The following is a 15,029-nucleotide window of genomic DNA, read 5'->3' as shown; positions in this document are numbered from 1 at the left end:
CCAAGGGGCCAGACCAAAAACTGGGGCTAGACTAAGATCCGCCGCCACGCCACGCTGCGCAGGGCTGCAAGAGGACGTGATGCACAACCGTATGCCATGGCTGATGGGCGCAACCGCCCTCCTGTACCTAGGGCCGTTGATGGCTGGCTTGGGCGGCTATGGTTGGCCCTTGGTGCCGGTCTTCACGTTGCTGTTTCTGCTATGGCAATTCATCATTCGCCCGCAAAACTGGCCGCGACAATTCCACGACTGGACGCAGTATCAAGCATGGGCCACTCTATGCAGCAATGCCGCCATCCAGCTGCTGTTCGTAACCCTGCTGTTCGGCGTGGGCCGGGGCATCGGCGGCGCTTTGGGCTTCATCCCGCCCTATTCCGAAATGCTGCCCGTTGCGATTTCTTTCCTGTCGATCCCTCTGGCCCGGATGATTTGGGATCCGTGGAAGATTAATGAAATCAATGGCTTTCTGGATCACGCCATTGATCAAATCGCCCATCCCGGCAATCCGGTGGAACGCAGCGAGTTGAACACCGCGCGCCGCATGATCGCTCCCTTGGCCGATCTGCCCGATGACACCACCCCCGCCACCGTGGCCCAACACCTGCTGGCGCTGTCCGCCCATGCCGAGCCTGCGTTTATCCGCACCGCTTTGTTTGAACGCGCCCGTGCAGGTTCCGCCCAAGCCGAAATCATTGCCATGATCCTGCACAGCACCGATCCAGCCCTGATCGTTCAGGTGCCCGGCGACGGCCCAACGCTCGCGCTGGCTTTGCTGCCGGATGACCCCGAACTGATCAGCCTGTTTGCCACCCGTCTCAGGGATGCCATGGCACAAGACCCGGATATCTGGGGCAAATCCCCCAGTGCTGATCTGCTGGCCGAGTGGCTGGCGAAACACCTCAATTCTGCCGCCGAAACCCCATTGCGCGATTTGATCGCCGCAACGAACGCCGCCCAACCCGCGGATGGTTTGGCCTAGCCGGGGTGCCCGCGACAGGCTAAAAGCCAATATGACCGATACACACGACACGCCCGCCAATGACACCCCACCCAGCAAATCGCATGGCCGCATCTCGATCCGCGCCAGTTTGAAGCCGCGCGATCTGATGGAGGAGCCTTTGCACGTCAAAGACGCATGGCGCGCCAAAGTCATCACCCTGATGCCAGATGCTTTCCCCGGCATTTTGGGCATTTCGCTGACCGGCAAGGCGCTGGATTTGGGCCTCTGGGCGCTGGATGTGATCAACCTGCGCAGCTTCGGGCAGGGCAAACACCTGAACGTCGATGACACTCCGGCAGGCGGTGGCGCAGGCATGGTGCTGCGCGCCGATGTGCTGGATGCGGCTTTGACCGATGCGGCTCAATACACGCCGCGCGACCGCAATCGCTGGCCGGTGATCTACCTTAGCCCACGCGGCAAACCGTTCAACCAAGCCATGGCCCGCCGCTTCGCGGCCTGCGATGGCGTGACCCTGCTCTGTGGCCGCTTTGAAGGCGTCGACCAGCGCCTGCTCGATCATCACGACATCGAAGAAGTTAGCCTTGGCGATTTTGTGCTGACAGGCGGCGAAATTGCAGCATCCGCCCTGATCGACGCCACCGTGCGCCTGCTGCCGAAAGTGCTTGGAAATCATGAATCTACGGTCGAGGAATCCTTCTCCGACGGCCTGCTGGAACACCCGCAATACACCCGCCCCGCAATCTGGAACGATCTGCCGATCCCCGAAGTGCTACAATCCGGCAACCACGCCGCCATCGCCAAATGGCGCCAAGCGCAGGCCGAGGAAATCACCAAAACAAGGCGGCCTGATCTGTGGCAAGCTTATCTGCGCCGGAAGGCCTGAGAAATCAGCGGAACGCTCCGCGGGGAGTATAGCAAAAAGAGCAAACCTGAAGGTCATCCTCTGCGCTTAAATATCCCCGCCGAAAGCACCTAGATTTCCGCACGCCAACCGTTAACAAATCCTCAATAACCCTATGCTAACCTATTGATTTTACATGCCCGCTACCCTTGTCCCCGCGTGGACACCCAAGGCCTCTTGACCCATCCCCCTACAAACCCTATACGCCCTTAGTCCGGGGTCAAAAGCCCATCGGGCCCGATTCTTTTGGCCGCAATGCTTGCCTTCTTCCGCAAGTTTGGCCCGAAATTCGGAATTCAAAAGCAAGCCGCATCTCTGGCGGGGTCACATCTGTGGCGACCCGATCGAAGACCAGAAGCTCTACGGCTGCATCACGTCGGGGAAAACCCTGCAAACAAAGGAACTGCGATGAATTTGATCGCCATCATTGAAGCCGAGCAGATCGCTGCGCTCGGCAAGAAAATTCCGGATTTCAAAGCCGGTGATACCGTGAAAGTCGGCTACAAAGTGACCGAAGGCACCCGCTCGCGCGTGCAGAACTATGAAGGCGTCTGCATCGCTCGTAAGGGCGGCTCGACCATTTCGGCTTCGTTCACCGTCCGCAAAATCTCGTTCGGCGAAGGTGTGGAGCGTGTGTTCCCGCTGTATTCGACCAACATCGACAGCATCGAAGTGGTCCGCCGTGGCCGCGTGCGTCGCGCCAAGCTGTATTACCTGCGCGATCGTCGCGGCAAATCGGCCCGGATCGTCGAAGACACCAACTACAAACCCAAAGCCGAGTAAGGAGCAGAGCGATGAAAGACGGAATTCACCCCGACTATCACACCATCACCGTCAAAATGACCGATGGCACCCTGTTCCAAGCCAAAACCACTTGGGGCAAAGAAGGCGACCAGATGGCGCTGGACATCGACCCGCTGGCACATCCGGCCTGGACCGGTGGCTCGGCCAAACTGATGGACACCGGCGGCCGCGTGTCGAAGTTCAAGAACAAATACGCCGGTCTGGGTTTCTGATCCAACACCGCTGCAAGATTAGGGCGTCTCTGCGGAGGCGCCCTTTCTCATTGCGGCCCGCGACTCCACTTCTCGCTTCCCCTTTCCGCCGCTATCCGTATAGGAAGCCTGATAGACCAAAGGGGACACGCGGCATGGCGCATATCATCGTTGTCGGCAATGAAAAGGGCGGTTCGGGCAAATCGACCACCTGTATGCATGTCGCAACCGCTTTGTGCCGGATGGGGCACCGGGTCGGCGCGCTTGACCTCGATCTGCGCCAGAAGTCCTTTGGCCGCTATGTTGAGAACCGCCGCGCTTTTATGGCCCGCGCCAATCTTGACCTGCCCACCCCCGATTACCGTGATCTGCCCGAGATTGAACCCGGATCACTGGCGCAGGGCGAGAACGCTTTTGATGCGCGACTGTCGGCAGCGGTTGCACAACTGGAAGCGGTTTCAGATTTCATCCTGATCGATTGTCCCGGCAGCCATACGCGGCTTTCCCAAGTTGCACATAGCCTTGCCGATACGCTGATCACCCCGCTGAACGACAGCTTTATCGACTTTGATCTCCTGGCGCGCGTCGATGCGGAAACCGGAAAAGTCAAAGGCCCGTCAATCTATTCTGAAATGGTGTGGAACGCGCGGCAACTTCGCGCGCAGGCGGGCCTGAGGCCCATCGACTGGATTGTGTTGCGCAATCGCTTGGGCGCGCAGCAGATGCACAATAAGAAGAAGGTGGGGGCGGCTTTGGAGGAACTTTCCAAGCGCATCGGCTTCCGCGTCTCGCCCGGTTTTTCCGAGCGGGTGATCTTTCGCGAACTGTTCCCGCGCGGCCTGACCCTGCTGGATCTCAAGGATACCGGGGTGGATCAGCTGAACCTGTCTAACATCGCAGCTCGGCAAGAACTGCGCGACCTGATGAAAGAGCTTAAGCTTCCTGGGGTGACAGTCTCGTTCTGAACAGCATGGGCTGGGCTTCGCGGCGCGCCTCACGCATGCGAGTGCGTTCCAACCGCATCTCAAACAGGTCTGGGCCGGCTTCGACCTTGCGGGTGAACAGGGCAAAGCTGCTAAACAGGCCAAACCTGGCGAACAGGCCGTATCCGAACTTCATGGCGATCTCCTGTGGCGTGCATTTTGATGAGCCCAATCTGGAGTTGAATCGCGGCTAGAAAATGTCCGACTGGCGTTAGTTTCTGGCCATTTTTACAGTGGTTGAAGCTGAGGGCTTCTGTTTCGACTTTGGCCGACCCCGGTTTAGAAGTGCCATGAACGTCAGATCACGCTACGAAAGCCACAGCATTTCCGTCGAGTTGCAGCGCTTCACAAGAGAGCGGTCTCAGGTATTCCAACGCACAACGAAAGCATTAGCTCTGCGTTTCGGTCCCGGTATCCTCTTCCGCCAATTCGTCCTCTAAGAACCGCTCGAAGGCGTCCAGATCAATCGGCTCAAATTGCCCAAACCCTTGCATCCAGACCGACGCATTGCGCATCGCATCCGGCTCCAGCTTGCACCAGATCACCCGCCCGCGCCTTTCACGGCTGATCAAGCCTGCCTCGGCCAGTATGCCAAGATGCTTGGAAATCGCGGTCAGGCTCATTTGAAATGGCTGGGCCACATCAGTGACGGCCATGTCATCTTCTAGCAACATCGCCAAAATCGTCCGCCGCGTTGGGTCGGCGAGGGCGGAGAACACACTGTCAAGATTGGCGGCCATGGTGCGACTATCACAATACCTCACAGGATCGTCAACCAGATGGTTGAATATACAACGCGGTGACTTGGCAGGAAAATCGTAGGGTGGGTTTCCAACCCACCGTCAGAACGATCAATAATATCAATCCCTTAACGGCAGATTTCCCCGCTTGACTCGCAACGCCCCAATCCGTAGGTATCGCTCAATCTTCTGGAGGCTTTGCCGTGGTATCCGACGCAGATCGTGAGCGCCTAGCCGCCCTCGAAAAGCGGATCGAAACCGCCAAAGCTGCAGCCGCGCCCCGCCGCTCTGCGCAAGAGGATAACCATCGTCAGGCCCAGCTGGCATGGCGCATGGTGATAGAACTTGTGGCCGGTCTTCTGATCGGTTTCGGCATCGGATATGGTCTGGATACCTTGTTTGGGACCATGCCGATATTTCTTGTGCTGTTCGTGTTGGCAGGGTTTGCGGCAGGGGTGAAAACCATGCTGCGCTCGGCAAAAGAGATGCAGGACAAAGCGACCGCTGCGGCGGTTGACCCGCGACAAAACGCCACTAACGTGGCCGACGATGAAGAGGAAGACTGACGTGGCAGCCGAAGCGCAAGAAGGTGGTTTGTCGTTCCATCCGCTCCAGCAGTTTGAAGTTCATCCGCTGTTTGGCGATGGCCCGATTCACTGGTATACCATCACCAACGCAACAGTTTGGCTGTTGTTGGCCGCTGTAGCAGTGGTGATTTTCTTCGTTGTTGGCTCGGCTGGTCGTAAGCTGATCCCGTCGCGGATGCAGTCGATTGGCGAGATGGGCTATGACTTCGTGCACAACATGGTCGTCGATGTAACGGGCGAAGATGGCGCGAAGTATTTCCCGATTGTGATGACCCTGTTCCTAACTATTGTGTTTTCCAACCTATTGGGCCTGCTGCCGGGTTCGTTTTCGCCGACGTCGCACATTGCGGTCACTGCAGTGCTGGGTATTGGCGTGTTCCTATTTGTTACCCTGCTGGGCTTCTGGAAACACGGCTTCCATTTCCTCGGTCTGTTCTGGATGAAAGATGCACCGTTGGCGTTGCGTCCGATAATTGCGGTGATCGAGATGATCTCTTACTTCGTTCGACCTGTCAGCCACTCTATTCGTCTTGCTGGCAATGTCATGGCAGGACACGCTGTCATGAAAGTATTCGCAGCCTTCGCACCGATGATCCTGGTTTCGGGGATCGGTGTGTTGGTAACCCCGGCTTCAATTCTCGCGATTACAGCCATCTATGCGCTAGAGGTCCTTGTCGCCGTTATCCAAGCCTACGTCTTTACCATGTTGACCTGTGTGTACCTGAAAGATGCCCTGCATCCCGGGCACTGACCTAGGCCAACCAGAAACCTAACCTATTCCATCCTAAGGAGAATATCATGGAACTCGCAGCAGCAGCAGCATTGGGCAAATTCATCGGCGCAGGTATCGCGGCTTTCGGAACGGGCGTTGCAGCAATAGGTGTTGGCAACGTTGCCGCCAACTTCCTGGCTGGCGCTCTGCGCAACCCTTCGGCAGCTGGCTCGCAAACTGCGACCCTGTTCATCGGTCTGGCCTTCGCAGAAGCTTTGGGGATATTCTCGTTCCTTGTCGCTCTGCTGTTGATGTTCGCAGTCTGATCTGACGCTCGCATCCTTACGGTCAGGGGTGCCGCCATCGCGCGGTGCCCTTGAACTTCAAAAAGGGTCCGACGGAGGGCAAAATGGCGACCACGACCACGACCACTGAAGCCGCAACGGAAGTTGCGCACGGGGCCGCTAAGGCAGGAATGCCGCAGCTGGATCCGACACATTTCGCAAACCAGATCTTCTGGCTTGTGGTCACCTTGCTGGTGATCTTCTTCGTGCTGAAGTTGGTGGCCTTGCCACGTATTGCTGGCACTTTGGCAATCCGGCGCGGCACTATCATCAACGATCTTGCGGCAGCCGAAGAGCTGAAGCAAAAGGTTTTTGCGGCCGAGCAAGCCTACAACGACGCGCTGGTTTCGGCCCGTGCTGAGGCAGGTAAGATCGTCACTGCGGCGAAGGCAGACATTCAGGCTGACCTGAATAAAGCCATTGCGAAAGCTGATGCTCAGATCGCGGCGAAAGCCACAGAATCGGCGGGCCGGATTGATGAGATCCGGGCTGGCGCACAAGCGGCCATCTCGGAAGTGGCAAAAGACACCGCTAAAGAACTGGTGTCGGCTTTGGGCGGCACGGCCGATGCTCGGTCGATCACGGCGGCAGTCACTGCTCGGCTGAAAGGGTAACGCGATGAAAAAGGTCTTTTACATCATTGCCTTGCTTGGCATTGTAGCGGTTCTGACCGGCAATAACCACGGCGAGCCTTTGGTTAGTCTGCGCAACACCAACTTTGTGGTGCTGATCGCTTTCCTTATCTTCGTCGGTATCCTGCTGTACACCGGGGTTCCGGCAAAGCTGGCCACTGCGCTTGATGCTCGGGCAACCCGCATCAAGACCGAGTTGGACGAGGCGCGCGCACTGCGTGACGAAGCCAAAGCGCTGCTGGGGTCTTACGATGCCAAGCACAAGGAAGTTCTAGAGCAATCTGCGCGCATCATTGCTTCGGCTAAGGAAGAGGCTCAGGCTGCTGCGGCACAAGCCAAGGCTGATCTGAAAGACTCGATCGCGCGCCGTCTGGCAGCTGCAGATGAGCAGATCGCGTCGGCAGAAGCGTCAGCCCTGCGCCAAATCCGCGAAAGCGCGATTTCGGTTGCGGTGGCTGCTGCTGGCGAAGTTCTGGCCAAACAGGCCACGGCACAAACCGCTGCGGCTTCGATTGATGCGGCGATTGCCACGGTCGACGCGAAGTTCCACTAAGCATTTGGAAATATTTGAAGAGGCCCGGTGTTCGCACCGGGCCTCTTCATTTCTACAGACCTATTTCGATTGCTCGTGCTGCAAGCGTTGACGGGCAATCGCCTCGTTTCGGTTGGCCTTGATCTGATCGGCCATCGCAGCCTCAACAAAACCAAGATGTGTCGTCACCGCCTCGCGCGCTGCCGCCGGGTCGCGTGCCTGAATGGCGGTATTGATCGCGCGGTGCTGATCCAACAGATGATCACGGGTCAGCCGATTCTTGAACATCACTTGGCGGTTGTAGAACACCCCTTGCCGCAGCAGATCATACATCGACCGCATCATATGCAGCATCACCACGTTATGGCTGGCCTCGATGATCGCCATGTGGAAATTCGCGTCCAGCTCGGCTTCATCCGAAGGGTCGCGCTTGGTATGCGCTGCCTCCATCTTGGCGAAGATCGCCGCAATCACCGCCAGATCGGTATCGGACCCCAGCCGTGCGGCACGCTCTGCCGCCAGCCCCTCCATATCGCGGCGGAAGTCGAGGTAGTCGAACACTGCTTCTTCATGCGCGGAAAACAACCCGACGAGGGCAGGTGAGAAGGCTGATCCCAACACTTCGGCCACAAAAATTCCAGCATTGGGGCGACTTGATAGCAACCCCCGTGCCTGCAAATCCGCCACGGCTTCCCGCAAACTCGGCCGCGAGACGCCCATACGCTCCGATAGCTCACGCTCGGACGGTAGACGCTCACCGGGGCGCAAGATGCCACGCAGAATCAACAGTTCAATTTGCTGAACCACCGATTGCGATAGTTTTTCCGCGTCGATTTTGAGGAAGGGCATGAGGGGCTCCGGCTGATTGGTGTGAATATATGACCAATCGCGGTGTCTCGCAAATGCCAAAGGGCCGAGGTTTCCCCCAGCCCTTTGAGCGATGATTGTAAGCTTAACGAGTCGGGCGAATGATGATTTCCACGCGACGGTTTTGCGCGCGCCCTGATGCCGACAGGTTCGAGGCAATCGGCTGATCCTCGCCACGGCCATAGGCGGCGACGCGGCCAGCAGGCACACCAGAGCCGATCAGCACGTTGGCCACGGCCGAAGCACGGCGTTGCGACAGGTCCTGGTTGTAGGCCGCCGAAGCGGTGTTGTCGGTGTGACCAATCACTTCGATGGTAGAGTTCGGGTAGCGGTTCAGCGACGAAGCCACGGCGCGCAAATCTGAGGTCAGGTCCGGGCGCAGCGTCGCACTGTCGCTGGCGAACAGCACGTCCTGTGGCATGTTCACAACCAGATACTGACCGTTGTTGGTGACCGAGACGTTGGACGACAGCGAACCGCGTAGGTCAGCCGCTTGCGCATCCAAGCTGGAGCCAATCGCGCCGCCGACCGCTGCACCCAGCGCGCCGCCAACAACAGCTTTTGCCAAGGCATTGTCGCCCTTGCTGGTGCCGCCCGCGACAGCGCCCAACAGGCCGCCAACGATTGCGCCGTTTTTCGCGCGGGCGTTCGGGTCGTTCGGATAAGCATCAGGGTTGACGCAGGCGGTCAGCGCCAACAGCGCGACGGTGGAAATGATAACGGGGGACTTGAACTTCATAGCTGCCTCTAATCTGCTGGGTGGGCCGCTTCGGCCTCGAACATAGATATACATTAACGCGGATCGGGAGGCATGGTTCCCACACAGGATTGGCAATTTATCGCGCAGCAGTGAAAGAATGGGATAAGGCCTCAATCACACCCTCGCATCCTCGCGCGCGGATTCCCATGCGAGGATCGCGCGTTTGACGGGCAGCCCCCAGTGATACCCACCCAAGCCGCCCGATTTACGCAGGGCACGGTGGCAGGGCACCAGAAAGCTGATTGGATTGCGCCCAACAGCCGTACCCACCGCGCGCTGCGCTGTCGGGTGGCCAACAGCCCCCGCCAGTTCAGAATAGGTGGTGACATGGCCGGACGGCACCTGCAACAAAGCCTCCCAGACCTTCAGTTGAAACGGCGCGCCGATCAGGTGCAACCGGGCGGTGCGCCCCGCCATGGCCGCGTTGAGCAGCGGCGCAATGCTTTGATCCTCGATATAGCTCGCCTGCGGCCAGCGGGCCGTCAGATCATTCATCGACCAATCACGGCCAAATTCCTCGGTAAATCCAAGCCCGCAGATGCCGCGATCCGTGGCCATCACCAAAGCCTCGCCAAACGTCGTCGGAAAATAGCCCCAGCGGATCAGTAGGCCCGCGCCGCCGGTAGCATAATCGCCGGGGCTCATTGCCTCCCACGTCAGGAACAGATCATGCAGGCGCCCCCCCCCAGAAAGGCCTGCCGCATGGGCGGTTTCCAACACTGTAAAGCGGTCGGCCAGCAGACGGCGGGCATGGTCCAGCGTCAGGTATTGCTGGTAACGCTTGGGACTGACGCCGACCCATTGCGAAAAGGTGCGCTGAAAATGCGCGGCACTCATGCCCATCTGGGCGGCGAGATCATCAAGGCTTTGGCCGGGGCCTCCCGCGTCAACAATCTTCAAAGCGCGGGCGATGACGGCGTAGTGATAGCTGGATTGATCGGTCATAACGGTCTCCTTACGCACAAGATAAGGGCACGGGTGCGGTTTCGCGACCCGATTCCTGCTCTTAGGCTTGCCCGGTTGGGCGGCATCGGGCATATCAGGCCTATGACACGCCAGCTTGATTACGCCGCCATGCAGCGCATTTTCACCCGGTTCCAAGCCTTGGAGGCCGAGCCAAAGGGGGAATTGGAGCATACCAACGCCTTTACCCTGGTCGTAGCCGTGGCCCTGTCGGCACAGGCGACCGATGTGGGGGTGAACAAGGCTACCCGAAAGCTGTTTGCCATTGCTGACACGCCCGCCAAAATGCTGGCTTTAGGCGAAGACGGCGTGATCGAACATATCAAGACCATTGGGCTGTATCGCACCAAAGCGAAGAACGTGATCAAGCTTTCGCAGCTGTTGATTGATAACTTCGGCGGCGAGGTGCCCTCCAGCCGCGCCGCGCTGGTGTCGTTGCCGGGGGTAGGGCGTAAGACTGCCAATGTGGTGCTGAACATGTGGTTCGGCCAGCCCTCGCAGGCGGTGGACACGCATATTTTCCGGTTGGGCAACCGATCTGGGATAGCACCCGGTAAGGATGAAACGGCGGTCGAGCGGGCGATTGAAGACAACGTGCCCGCCGAATTTCAACGCCACGCCCATCACTGGCTAATCCTGCACGGACGATATATCTGCATCGCGCGCAAACCCAAATGCGGCATCTGCCCGATTGCTGATGACTGCCTGTTCGAGGAAAAGACCCAATGAAACGCTATCAGGTTGTCGGCATCGGCAATGCGATCGTCGATGTATTCGCGCAGGCGGATGACAGCTTCCTTGAGATGATGGGCATCGAAAAGGGTATCATGCAGCTGGTCGAGCGCGAGCGTGGCGAGCTTTTGTATGCGGCGATGGCCGGGCGGGTGCAGGCTCCGGGTGGGTCGGTGGCGAACACGCTGGCGGGTCTTGGCAATCTGGGGCTGACCACGGCATTCATTGGCCGGGTGCATGATGATACGTTGGGGCGGTTTTATGCCACTTCGATGGCGGAAGGCGGCACCGATTTCGTCAACGCCCCGGTGGTTGGGGGGGAATTGCCGACCTCGCGCTCGATGATCTTCGTGGCCCCGGATGGGGAGCGGTCGATGAATACCTATCTGGGGATTTCCTCGGAACTCGGGCCAGATGATGTCTCGGATGAGGTGGCAGGCCAAGCGGCGGTGCTGTTTCTTGAAGGCTATCTTTACGACAAGCCGAAGGGGATGCAGGCGTTTGAGCGGGCGGCGAAGCTGTGTCAGGCGGCGGGGGGGCAGGCGGGGATTGCGCTGTCGGACCCGTTCTGTGTGGACAGGCATCGCGGCGAGTTTCGGCGGTTGGTCAAGGATCTGGATTATGTGATCGGGAACGAGCATGAGTGGTCCAGCCTGTATCAGACCGATCTGGACGACGCGTTGAAGCAGGCGGCGGGGGATTCGGGGCTGGTGGTTTGCACGCGGTCTGGCGATGAGGTGATCGTCATTCGGGGTGAGGAGCGGGCCGTGGTTCCGGTGCGGCGGGTGGTGCCTGTCGATGCGACCGGGGCGGGGGATCAGTTCGCGGCGGGGTTCTTGTATGGGATCGCGACGGGGCGGTCTTTGGAAGTTGCGGGCCGGATGGGTTGCGTGGCGGCCGCCGAGGTGATCGGGCATTTTGGGGCGCGACCGGAGGCAAATTTGGCGGATTTGTTCGCGGGTGAGGGGCTGATTTAGGGAGGTCCCAACTCGGGACCAAATTTATGATATACTTATCAATGGGTTGATGGGGTCAATTTAAGGTTTTGTTAGCTTTTGCACCCTGTCTGACCTAAAGTGCTCCGCAGGGAGTATTTGGGCCAAGATGACGCTGTGAAGGCTTCGTTTTGGGCCTGATATTCAAGAGGGCTTGAGGTTTTCGCTGTGGGTTGCGGGATGCTGCGGATTCGGGCATGACCGGCGTTACACTGTTGGATATGAGGCGACACTATGGATTACGGCAAATCGGGCAATCCCAAGGGCGAAAAAAACGTCCCCAAGCACCATGTTGGCAAGGGCCTCGGCGCTGAGAAATCAGCGACAGGCGGCAAGGCCAGCAAAGAAGAACTGGTCGCACGGATGAAGGCGGCTGCGGCGGAAAAGGCGGCTGAGGCGAAATGAAGAAGGACGGCTGTCCTTTTTTGACTGAAGCTTTTCAGGTAAATTTCCAGCCCGGAATCGGGGCGCTTTAGCGCAGCAGGGCCGCGCCCGACCGCTCCCTCGGGCGGGCGCTTTGAGCTGTACCGCTTAGAAATTCTGTGGGATTGGGTACGCGATACATCGCCTAGAATGGCTGTTGCGTGACCACCCGGCGGCCGAGATCTGCCCTCTGTGTGGTGGGGTCGAAGGGCGTTTTACCGCACCGCCTCTAACCCCGCATCCTTCAGGGTGCAGTCTTTGATCGTATCCGACCCGCAGCGGCGTGGTTCCAAGTCTTTGGTCAGGCAAATCCGCAGTTCTTGAATCATGCCTTGGGTGCAGGTGACGGTCATCTGATCGCGGGCGATCTGGGGATTGGACTCGAAGAAGGCATCTTCGATCACCGAAGCCGGAACCCGCAGGTCTGCGGTGATTTTGGCGAATATTGGCGGGATTGTGATGGCCTTGTAGGCTTTGCGCATGGTGGCATAGTAGGATTTGGCCGACAGGCCCGAGCAGCGGCCATGTTTTTTCCATTCGTAGAACGCAAGGCCCGCACCGCCCATGATGTCGGCCATTTGGGCGGAATCGCTGCGGTTGGGGTCGTTTTGCACGGTACGGCAGTCGGAGGGATAGCCATTCTCGTATTGCGGCCATAACCCGTGCAGGGTCCATGTCAGGCCGCGCCCGGCGTCGCATTGCGGGTCGCTCTGGTCATCGCCTGTGAGGGCGCACCAGTTGGAAGACCAGCCCAGCGACATGACGTAATAGTCGAAATCGCCTGCTTTCTCGCCTTGAGCCTGCGCCATTGCGGCGTAACAAATCGCCGCGATCACCAAGGTCAGTTGACGCATTACCACTTTCCCTTTGTCAAAAACCGCAGTATATGGGCGAAGATTTCCCTGAAAACGAAAACTTCGCGGCCCCGGCCGCAGCCGTTTTCCCGGCTCGGGGAAGATTTGTAAAGCCCCGCCCGTTTGCGGGCGTAAGCTGAGGAGATTTCCGATGTCGAAGCCTTTGATGTCCAAAGCGACCGCCGTTTGGCTGGTGGACCACACCACGCTGACCTTCCGTCAGGTGGCAGAGTTCTGCGGGATGCATGAATTGGAAGTGCAGGGCATTGCCGATGGCGATGTGGCGACCGGGGTGAAGGGGTTCGATCCGGTTGGCAACAACCAGTTGGACGCGATTGAGATTGAGCGGGGCCAGAAGGATCCGCTGTATAAGCTGAAGCTGAAGTTTAACGCCTCGGCTGTTGGTGAAGAAAAACGTCGTGGGCCGCGCTATACGCCACTGTCCAAGCGTCAGGACCGTCCGGCGTCGATCCTGTGGCTGGTCAAGTTCCACCCGGAACTGTCGGATGGCGCGATTGGCAAGCTGGTCGGCACCACCAAGCCGACGATTGCCGCGATCCGCGAGCGGACGCATTGGAACATCAACAACATCACCGCGATTGATCCGGTGGCGTTGGGGCTGTGCAAGCAATCTGAATTGGATACGGCCGTGCAGGCAGCGGTACGCAAGAAGGCGGCTGAAGGCTCGGTGATGACGGATGATGAGCGGCGCAAGCTGGTGTCGACCGAACAATCTTTGGGGATGGCGCCTGAGGCGAAGATGCCTTCGGGTCTGGCGCAATTCACCCGTGAGGAGCAGGAAGAAAAGCCTGCCGATTTCTCGGATGCCGACAGCTTCTTCAACTTGCCGCATGGCGATGATGATGACGAGGATGAAGACGACGATGTGCGTCGTTGATCTTTAAGTGATGAAAAACCCCGGTCCTTGTGGCCGGGGTTTTTGTTTGTGCTGTCGTTTGGATGGGCTGCGCTTACCAAGCCTTGGCGGCTGTCTTCGCTTAAGAAGCGAGCACAGCCGCGAGGAGCGACTGGTTAATGCGCCATCAGCACCGGGATTTCGGCGCGTTCCAGCATGTAGCGGGTGGTGCCGCCCAAGATCGCTTCGCGCAGCCGTGAATGGCCGTAGGCCCCCATCACCAGCATATCGGCGTTTTGGTCGATGGCGTGGCGGGTCAGCACATCGCAGGTTTGCGGCAGCGTGCGGGCGAGCACGGAAACCTCGGCGTGGACGCCGTGGCGGGTCAAAAGCTGGCAGAGCATGCCACCGGGATCAGAGCGTTCCTCGCCTTGCGTCGGCGGGTCGATCACCGTGATGTTGACGCTGTCGGCACATTTCAGGAACGGCAGCGCGCGCCGGGCGGCGACCATGGCCTCGGCGCTTTGGTTCCAGGCGAGAACGATGCGTTTAGGCTGGGTGTATTTGCCGAGGCCCGTGGCGGGCAGCACCAGAACGGGGGCCTTGCCGTCAAACAAAGCGGCCTCGACCACGGCTTCGGCGTCAGGGCTGGCACCGGGGCCGTAAGGGCGCGGCTGCACCACGAGATCGGCGAAGCGGGCACGGCTGGAGACGAGGTCGGTCAGTGCGCCAAGCTGGGTGATCACGGTTTCCACACTAAAGCGCAGATCAGGGCCTTCGGCGGCGAGGGCGGCGCGGGCCTCTAGTTCCAGCGCTTTGGCGTCAGTCTCGGCGCGGTCAATGCCGACTTGCATCAGGACAGCCCCGGTGCCGATGTAGGAATAGCCCATCTGGGTGCGATCGACGCCCAGCACCAACACGTCGAGATGAGCGTCCTGCGCGCGGGCCAGACGGGCGGCTGCGCTGATCGCCAGTTTGGCATCGGCAGGGTTGCTCAGCACGGTCAGAATCGTTTTGTAGTCCATCACACGGTCTCCCCCTTGGGTGGTGTCATGATGCAACTATGCCTCGCGGCACGGTGCACCGCTTTGACCTCGATCAACTTAAGATGGGGGTTTGTTGATATGGATCAAGGCCCGCCCCGGCCCGGGCTGCCAGAAGCGACGCAGTTAAAAGCGTTGGCCGTGGTCTG

Annotated in this window: 21 protein-coding genes; 14 read left to right on the top strand and 7 right to left on the bottom strand. The window is 59.1% G+C overall.

Going from position 1 to position 15,029, the window contains the following annotated elements; translation table 11 throughout:
• Window positions 1-79: 79 nt before the first annotated feature.
• The 5 genes from Q7V03_RS07115 (at window position 80) to Q7V03_RS07095 (ending at window position 3,822) form a co-directional block, all read left to right on the top strand.
• Window positions 80-979: a hypothetical protein gene (locus Q7V03_RS07115; RefSeq protein WP_304924908.1), complete on the top strand. Its 900-nt coding sequence runs from the start codon at window positions 80-82 to the stop codon at window positions 977-979.
• A gap of 31 nt (window positions 980-1,010) precedes the next feature.
• Window positions 1,011-1,844: a tRNA (guanosine(37)-N1)-methyltransferase TrmD gene (gene trmD / locus Q7V03_RS07110; protein ID WP_304924907.1), complete on the top strand. Its 834-nt coding sequence runs from the start codon at window positions 1,011-1,013 to the stop codon at window positions 1,842-1,844.
• Window positions 1,845-2,270: 426 nt separating this feature from the next.
• Window positions 2,271-2,645 carry a 50S ribosomal protein L19 gene (gene rplS / locus Q7V03_RS07105; RefSeq protein WP_304924906.1) on the top strand — a complete coding sequence of 125 codons (375 nt, stop codon included), beginning with the start codon at window positions 2,271-2,273 and terminating at the stop codon, window positions 2,643-2,645.
• Between the two features lie 11 nt (window positions 2,646-2,656).
• Window positions 2,657-2,878: a 50S ribosomal protein L31 gene (rpmE, locus tag Q7V03_RS07100; protein ID WP_054005494.1), complete on the top strand. Its 222-nt coding sequence runs from the start codon at window positions 2,657-2,659 to the stop codon at window positions 2,876-2,878.
• Window positions 2,879-3,012: 134 nt separating this feature from the next.
• A complete protein-coding gene (locus Q7V03_RS07095) occupies window positions 3,013-3,822 on the top strand; it encodes a division plane positioning ATPase MipZ (RefSeq protein WP_304924905.1) in 810 nt (269 codons plus the stop codon).
• Here Q7V03_RS07095 and Q7V03_RS07090 read toward each other — a convergent pair.
• Entirely contained in the window at window positions 3,791-3,976 is a 186-nt protein-coding gene (locus Q7V03_RS07090; RefSeq protein WP_304924904.1) for a hypothetical protein, read from the bottom strand. The two genes, Q7V03_RS07095 and Q7V03_RS07090, sit on opposite strands and share 32 nt — an antisense overlap.
• 253 nt (window positions 3,977-4,229) lie before the next feature.
• Window positions 4,230-4,580, bottom strand: coding sequence for a metalloregulator ArsR/SmtB family transcription factor (locus Q7V03_RS07085; RefSeq protein WP_304924903.1), 351 nt, complete (start codon window positions 4,578-4,580; stop codon window positions 4,230-4,232).
• A gap of 203 nt (window positions 4,581-4,783) precedes the next feature.
• Here Q7V03_RS07085 and Q7V03_RS07080 point away from each other — a divergent pair, with 203 nt between their 5' ends.
• The 5 genes from Q7V03_RS07080 to Q7V03_RS07060 all read left to right on the top strand — a co-directional run bounded on the left by Q7V03_RS07080 (window position 4,784) and on the right by Q7V03_RS07060 (window position 7,408).
• Window positions 4,784-5,146: an AtpZ/AtpI family protein gene (locus Q7V03_RS07080; RefSeq protein ID WP_304924902.1), complete on the top strand. Its 363-nt coding sequence runs from the start codon at window positions 4,784-4,786 to the stop codon at window positions 5,144-5,146.
• Window position 5,147: 1 nt separating this feature from the next.
• Window positions 5,148-5,918: a F0F1 ATP synthase subunit A gene (locus tag Q7V03_RS07075; protein WP_370651083.1), complete on the top strand. Its 771-nt coding sequence runs from the start codon at window positions 5,148-5,150 to the stop codon at window positions 5,916-5,918.
• A gap of 47 nt (window positions 5,919-5,965) precedes the next feature.
• Complete coding sequence (locus Q7V03_RS07070; protein ID WP_304924900.1) at window positions 5,966-6,205, top strand: F0F1 ATP synthase subunit C; 240 nt, start codon at window positions 5,966-5,968, stop codon at window positions 6,203-6,205.
• Window positions 6,206-6,288: 83 nt separating this feature from the next.
• Window positions 6,289-6,837: a F0F1 ATP synthase subunit B' gene (locus tag Q7V03_RS07065; RefSeq protein WP_304924899.1), complete on the top strand. Its 549-nt coding sequence runs from the start codon at window positions 6,289-6,291 to the stop codon at window positions 6,835-6,837.
• Window positions 6,838-6,841: 4 nt separating this feature from the next.
• Complete coding sequence (locus Q7V03_RS07060) at window positions 6,842-7,408, top strand: ATP F0F1 synthase subunit B (protein ID WP_304924898.1); 567 nt, start codon at window positions 6,842-6,844, stop codon at window positions 7,406-7,408.
• Between the two features lie 60 nt (window positions 7,409-7,468).
• Here Q7V03_RS07060 and Q7V03_RS07055 read toward each other — a convergent pair whose 3' ends face one another.
• From Q7V03_RS07055 to Q7V03_RS07045, 3 genes are all read right to left on the bottom strand, one after another.
• Window positions 7,469-8,236: a FadR/GntR family transcriptional regulator gene (locus tag Q7V03_RS07055; RefSeq protein WP_304924897.1), complete on the bottom strand. Its 768-nt coding sequence runs from the start codon at window positions 8,234-8,236 to the stop codon at window positions 7,469-7,471.
• Window positions 8,237-8,339: 103 nt separating this feature from the next.
• A complete protein-coding gene (locus Q7V03_RS07050) occupies window positions 8,340-8,993 on the bottom strand; it encodes an OmpA family protein (RefSeq protein WP_304924896.1) in 654 nt (217 codons plus the stop codon).
• A 135-nt stretch (window positions 8,994-9,128) separates the two neighbouring features.
• A complete protein-coding gene (locus Q7V03_RS07045; RefSeq protein ID WP_304924895.1) occupies window positions 9,129-9,959 on the bottom strand; it encodes a methylated-DNA--[protein]-cysteine S-methyltransferase in 831 nt (276 codons plus the stop codon).
• Between the two features lie 102 nt (window positions 9,960-10,061).
• Here Q7V03_RS07045 and nth point away from each other — a divergent pair, with 102 nt between their 5' ends.
• The 3 genes from nth to Q7V03_RS07030 all read left to right on the top strand — a co-directional run bounded on the left by nth (window position 10,062) and on the right by Q7V03_RS07030 (window position 12,109).
• Window positions 10,062-10,706: an endonuclease III gene (nth, locus tag Q7V03_RS07040; RefSeq protein WP_304924894.1), complete on the top strand. Its 645-nt coding sequence runs from the start codon at window positions 10,062-10,064 to the stop codon at window positions 10,704-10,706.
• Window positions 10,703-11,686, top strand: coding sequence for an adenosine kinase (locus Q7V03_RS07035; protein ID WP_304924893.1), 984 nt, complete (start codon window positions 10,703-10,705; stop codon window positions 11,684-11,686). Before nth ends, Q7V03_RS07035 begins: the two co-directional genes overlap by 4 nt.
• Window positions 11,687-11,938: 252 nt before the next feature.
• Entirely contained in the window at window positions 11,939-12,109 is a 171-nt protein-coding gene (locus Q7V03_RS07030; RefSeq protein ID WP_304924892.1) for a hypothetical protein, read from the top strand.
• Between the two features lie 233 nt (window positions 12,110-12,342).
• Here Q7V03_RS07030 and Q7V03_RS07025 read toward each other — a convergent pair whose 3' ends face one another.
• Window positions 12,343-12,981, bottom strand: a complete 639-nt coding sequence (locus Q7V03_RS07025) for a ribonuclease T2 (RefSeq protein ID WP_304924891.1) — start codon at window positions 12,979-12,981, stop codon at window positions 12,343-12,345.
• Window positions 12,982-13,132: 151 nt separating this feature from the next.
• On the opposite strand from Q7V03_RS07025, the gene Q7V03_RS07020 reads away from it, so the two are divergent.
• The gene (locus Q7V03_RS07020; protein ID WP_304924890.1) at window positions 13,133-13,879 is read left to right on the top strand and encodes a DUF1013 domain-containing protein; all 747 of its coding nucleotides are present in this window, start codon (window positions 13,133-13,135) and stop codon (window positions 13,877-13,879) included.
• A 134-nt stretch (window positions 13,880-14,013) separates the two neighbouring features.
• Here Q7V03_RS07020 and Q7V03_RS07015 read toward each other — a convergent pair whose 3' ends face one another.
• A complete protein-coding gene (locus Q7V03_RS07015; RefSeq protein ID WP_304924889.1) occupies window positions 14,014-14,862 on the bottom strand; it encodes a universal stress protein in 849 nt (282 codons plus the stop codon).
• Between the last annotated feature and the right edge of the window lie 167 nt (window positions 14,863-15,029).

Origin of the sequence: Cypionkella sp. (genome assembly GCF_030652235.1) — a bacterium.
Classification (GTDB): Bacteria; Pseudomonadota; Alphaproteobacteria; order Rhodobacterales; family Rhodobacteraceae; genus Cypionkella.
Note: the sequence above shows the minus strand (reverse complement) of the source record. Positions and strands in the feature narration are given on the sequence as shown.

Bases quoted from the DNA above. Each gene is read 5' to 3' on its own strand.
- Q7V03_RS07115 (WP_304924908.1), top strand. From the start codon at position 80: ATGCACAACCGTATGCCATGGCTGATGGGCGCAACCGCCCTCCTGTAC.
- trmD (WP_304924907.1), top strand. From the start codon at position 1,011: ATGACCGATACACACGACACGCCCGCCAATGACACCCCACCCAGCAAA.
- rplS (WP_304924906.1), top strand. From the start codon at position 2,271: ATGAATTTGATCGCCATCATTGAAGCCGAGCAGATCGCTGCGCTCGGC.
- rpmE (WP_054005494.1), top strand. From the start codon at position 2,657: ATGAAAGACGGAATTCACCCCGACTATCACACCATCACCGTCAAAATG.
- Q7V03_RS07095 (WP_304924905.1), top strand. From the start codon at position 3,013: ATGGCGCATATCATCGTTGTCGGCAATGAAAAGGGCGGTTCGGGCAAA.
- Q7V03_RS07090 (WP_304924904.1), bottom strand. From the start codon at position 3,976: ATGAAGTTCGGATACGGCCTGTTCGCCAGGTTTGGCCTGTTTAGCAGC.
- Q7V03_RS07085 (WP_304924903.1), bottom strand. From the start codon at position 4,580: ATGGCCGCCAATCTTGACAGTGTGTTCTCCGCCCTCGCCGACCCAACG.
- Q7V03_RS07070 (WP_304924900.1), top strand. From the start codon at position 5,966: ATGGAACTCGCAGCAGCAGCAGCATTGGGCAAATTCATCGGCGCAGGT.
- Q7V03_RS07065 (WP_304924899.1), top strand. From the start codon at position 6,289: ATGGCGACCACGACCACGACCACTGAAGCCGCAACGGAAGTTGCGCAC.
- Q7V03_RS07060 (WP_304924898.1), top strand. From the start codon at position 6,842: ATGAAAAAGGTCTTTTACATCATTGCCTTGCTTGGCATTGTAGCGGTT.
- Q7V03_RS07055 (WP_304924897.1), bottom strand. From the start codon at position 8,236: ATGCCCTTCCTCAAAATCGACGCGGAAAAACTATCGCAATCGGTGGTT.
- Q7V03_RS07050 (WP_304924896.1), bottom strand. From the start codon at position 8,993: ATGAAGTTCAAGTCCCCCGTTATCATTTCCACCGTCGCGCTGTTGGCG.
- Q7V03_RS07045 (WP_304924895.1), bottom strand. From the start codon at position 9,959: ATGACCGATCAATCCAGCTATCACTACGCCGTCATCGCCCGCGCTTTG.
- nth (WP_304924894.1), top strand. From the start codon at position 10,062: ATGACACGCCAGCTTGATTACGCCGCCATGCAGCGCATTTTCACCCGG.
- Q7V03_RS07035 (WP_304924893.1), top strand. From the start codon at position 10,703: ATGAAACGCTATCAGGTTGTCGGCATCGGCAATGCGATCGTCGATGTA.
- Q7V03_RS07030 (WP_304924892.1), top strand. From the start codon at position 11,939: ATGGATTACGGCAAATCGGGCAATCCCAAGGGCGAAAAAAACGTCCCC.
- Q7V03_RS07025 (WP_304924891.1), bottom strand. From the start codon at position 12,981: ATGCGTCAACTGACCTTGGTGATCGCGGCGATTTGTTACGCCGCAATG.
- Q7V03_RS07020 (WP_304924890.1), top strand. From the start codon at position 13,133: ATGTCGAAGCCTTTGATGTCCAAAGCGACCGCCGTTTGGCTGGTGGAC.
- Q7V03_RS07015 (WP_304924889.1), bottom strand. From the start codon at position 14,862: ATGGACTACAAAACGATTCTGACCGTGCTGAGCAACCCTGCCGATGCC.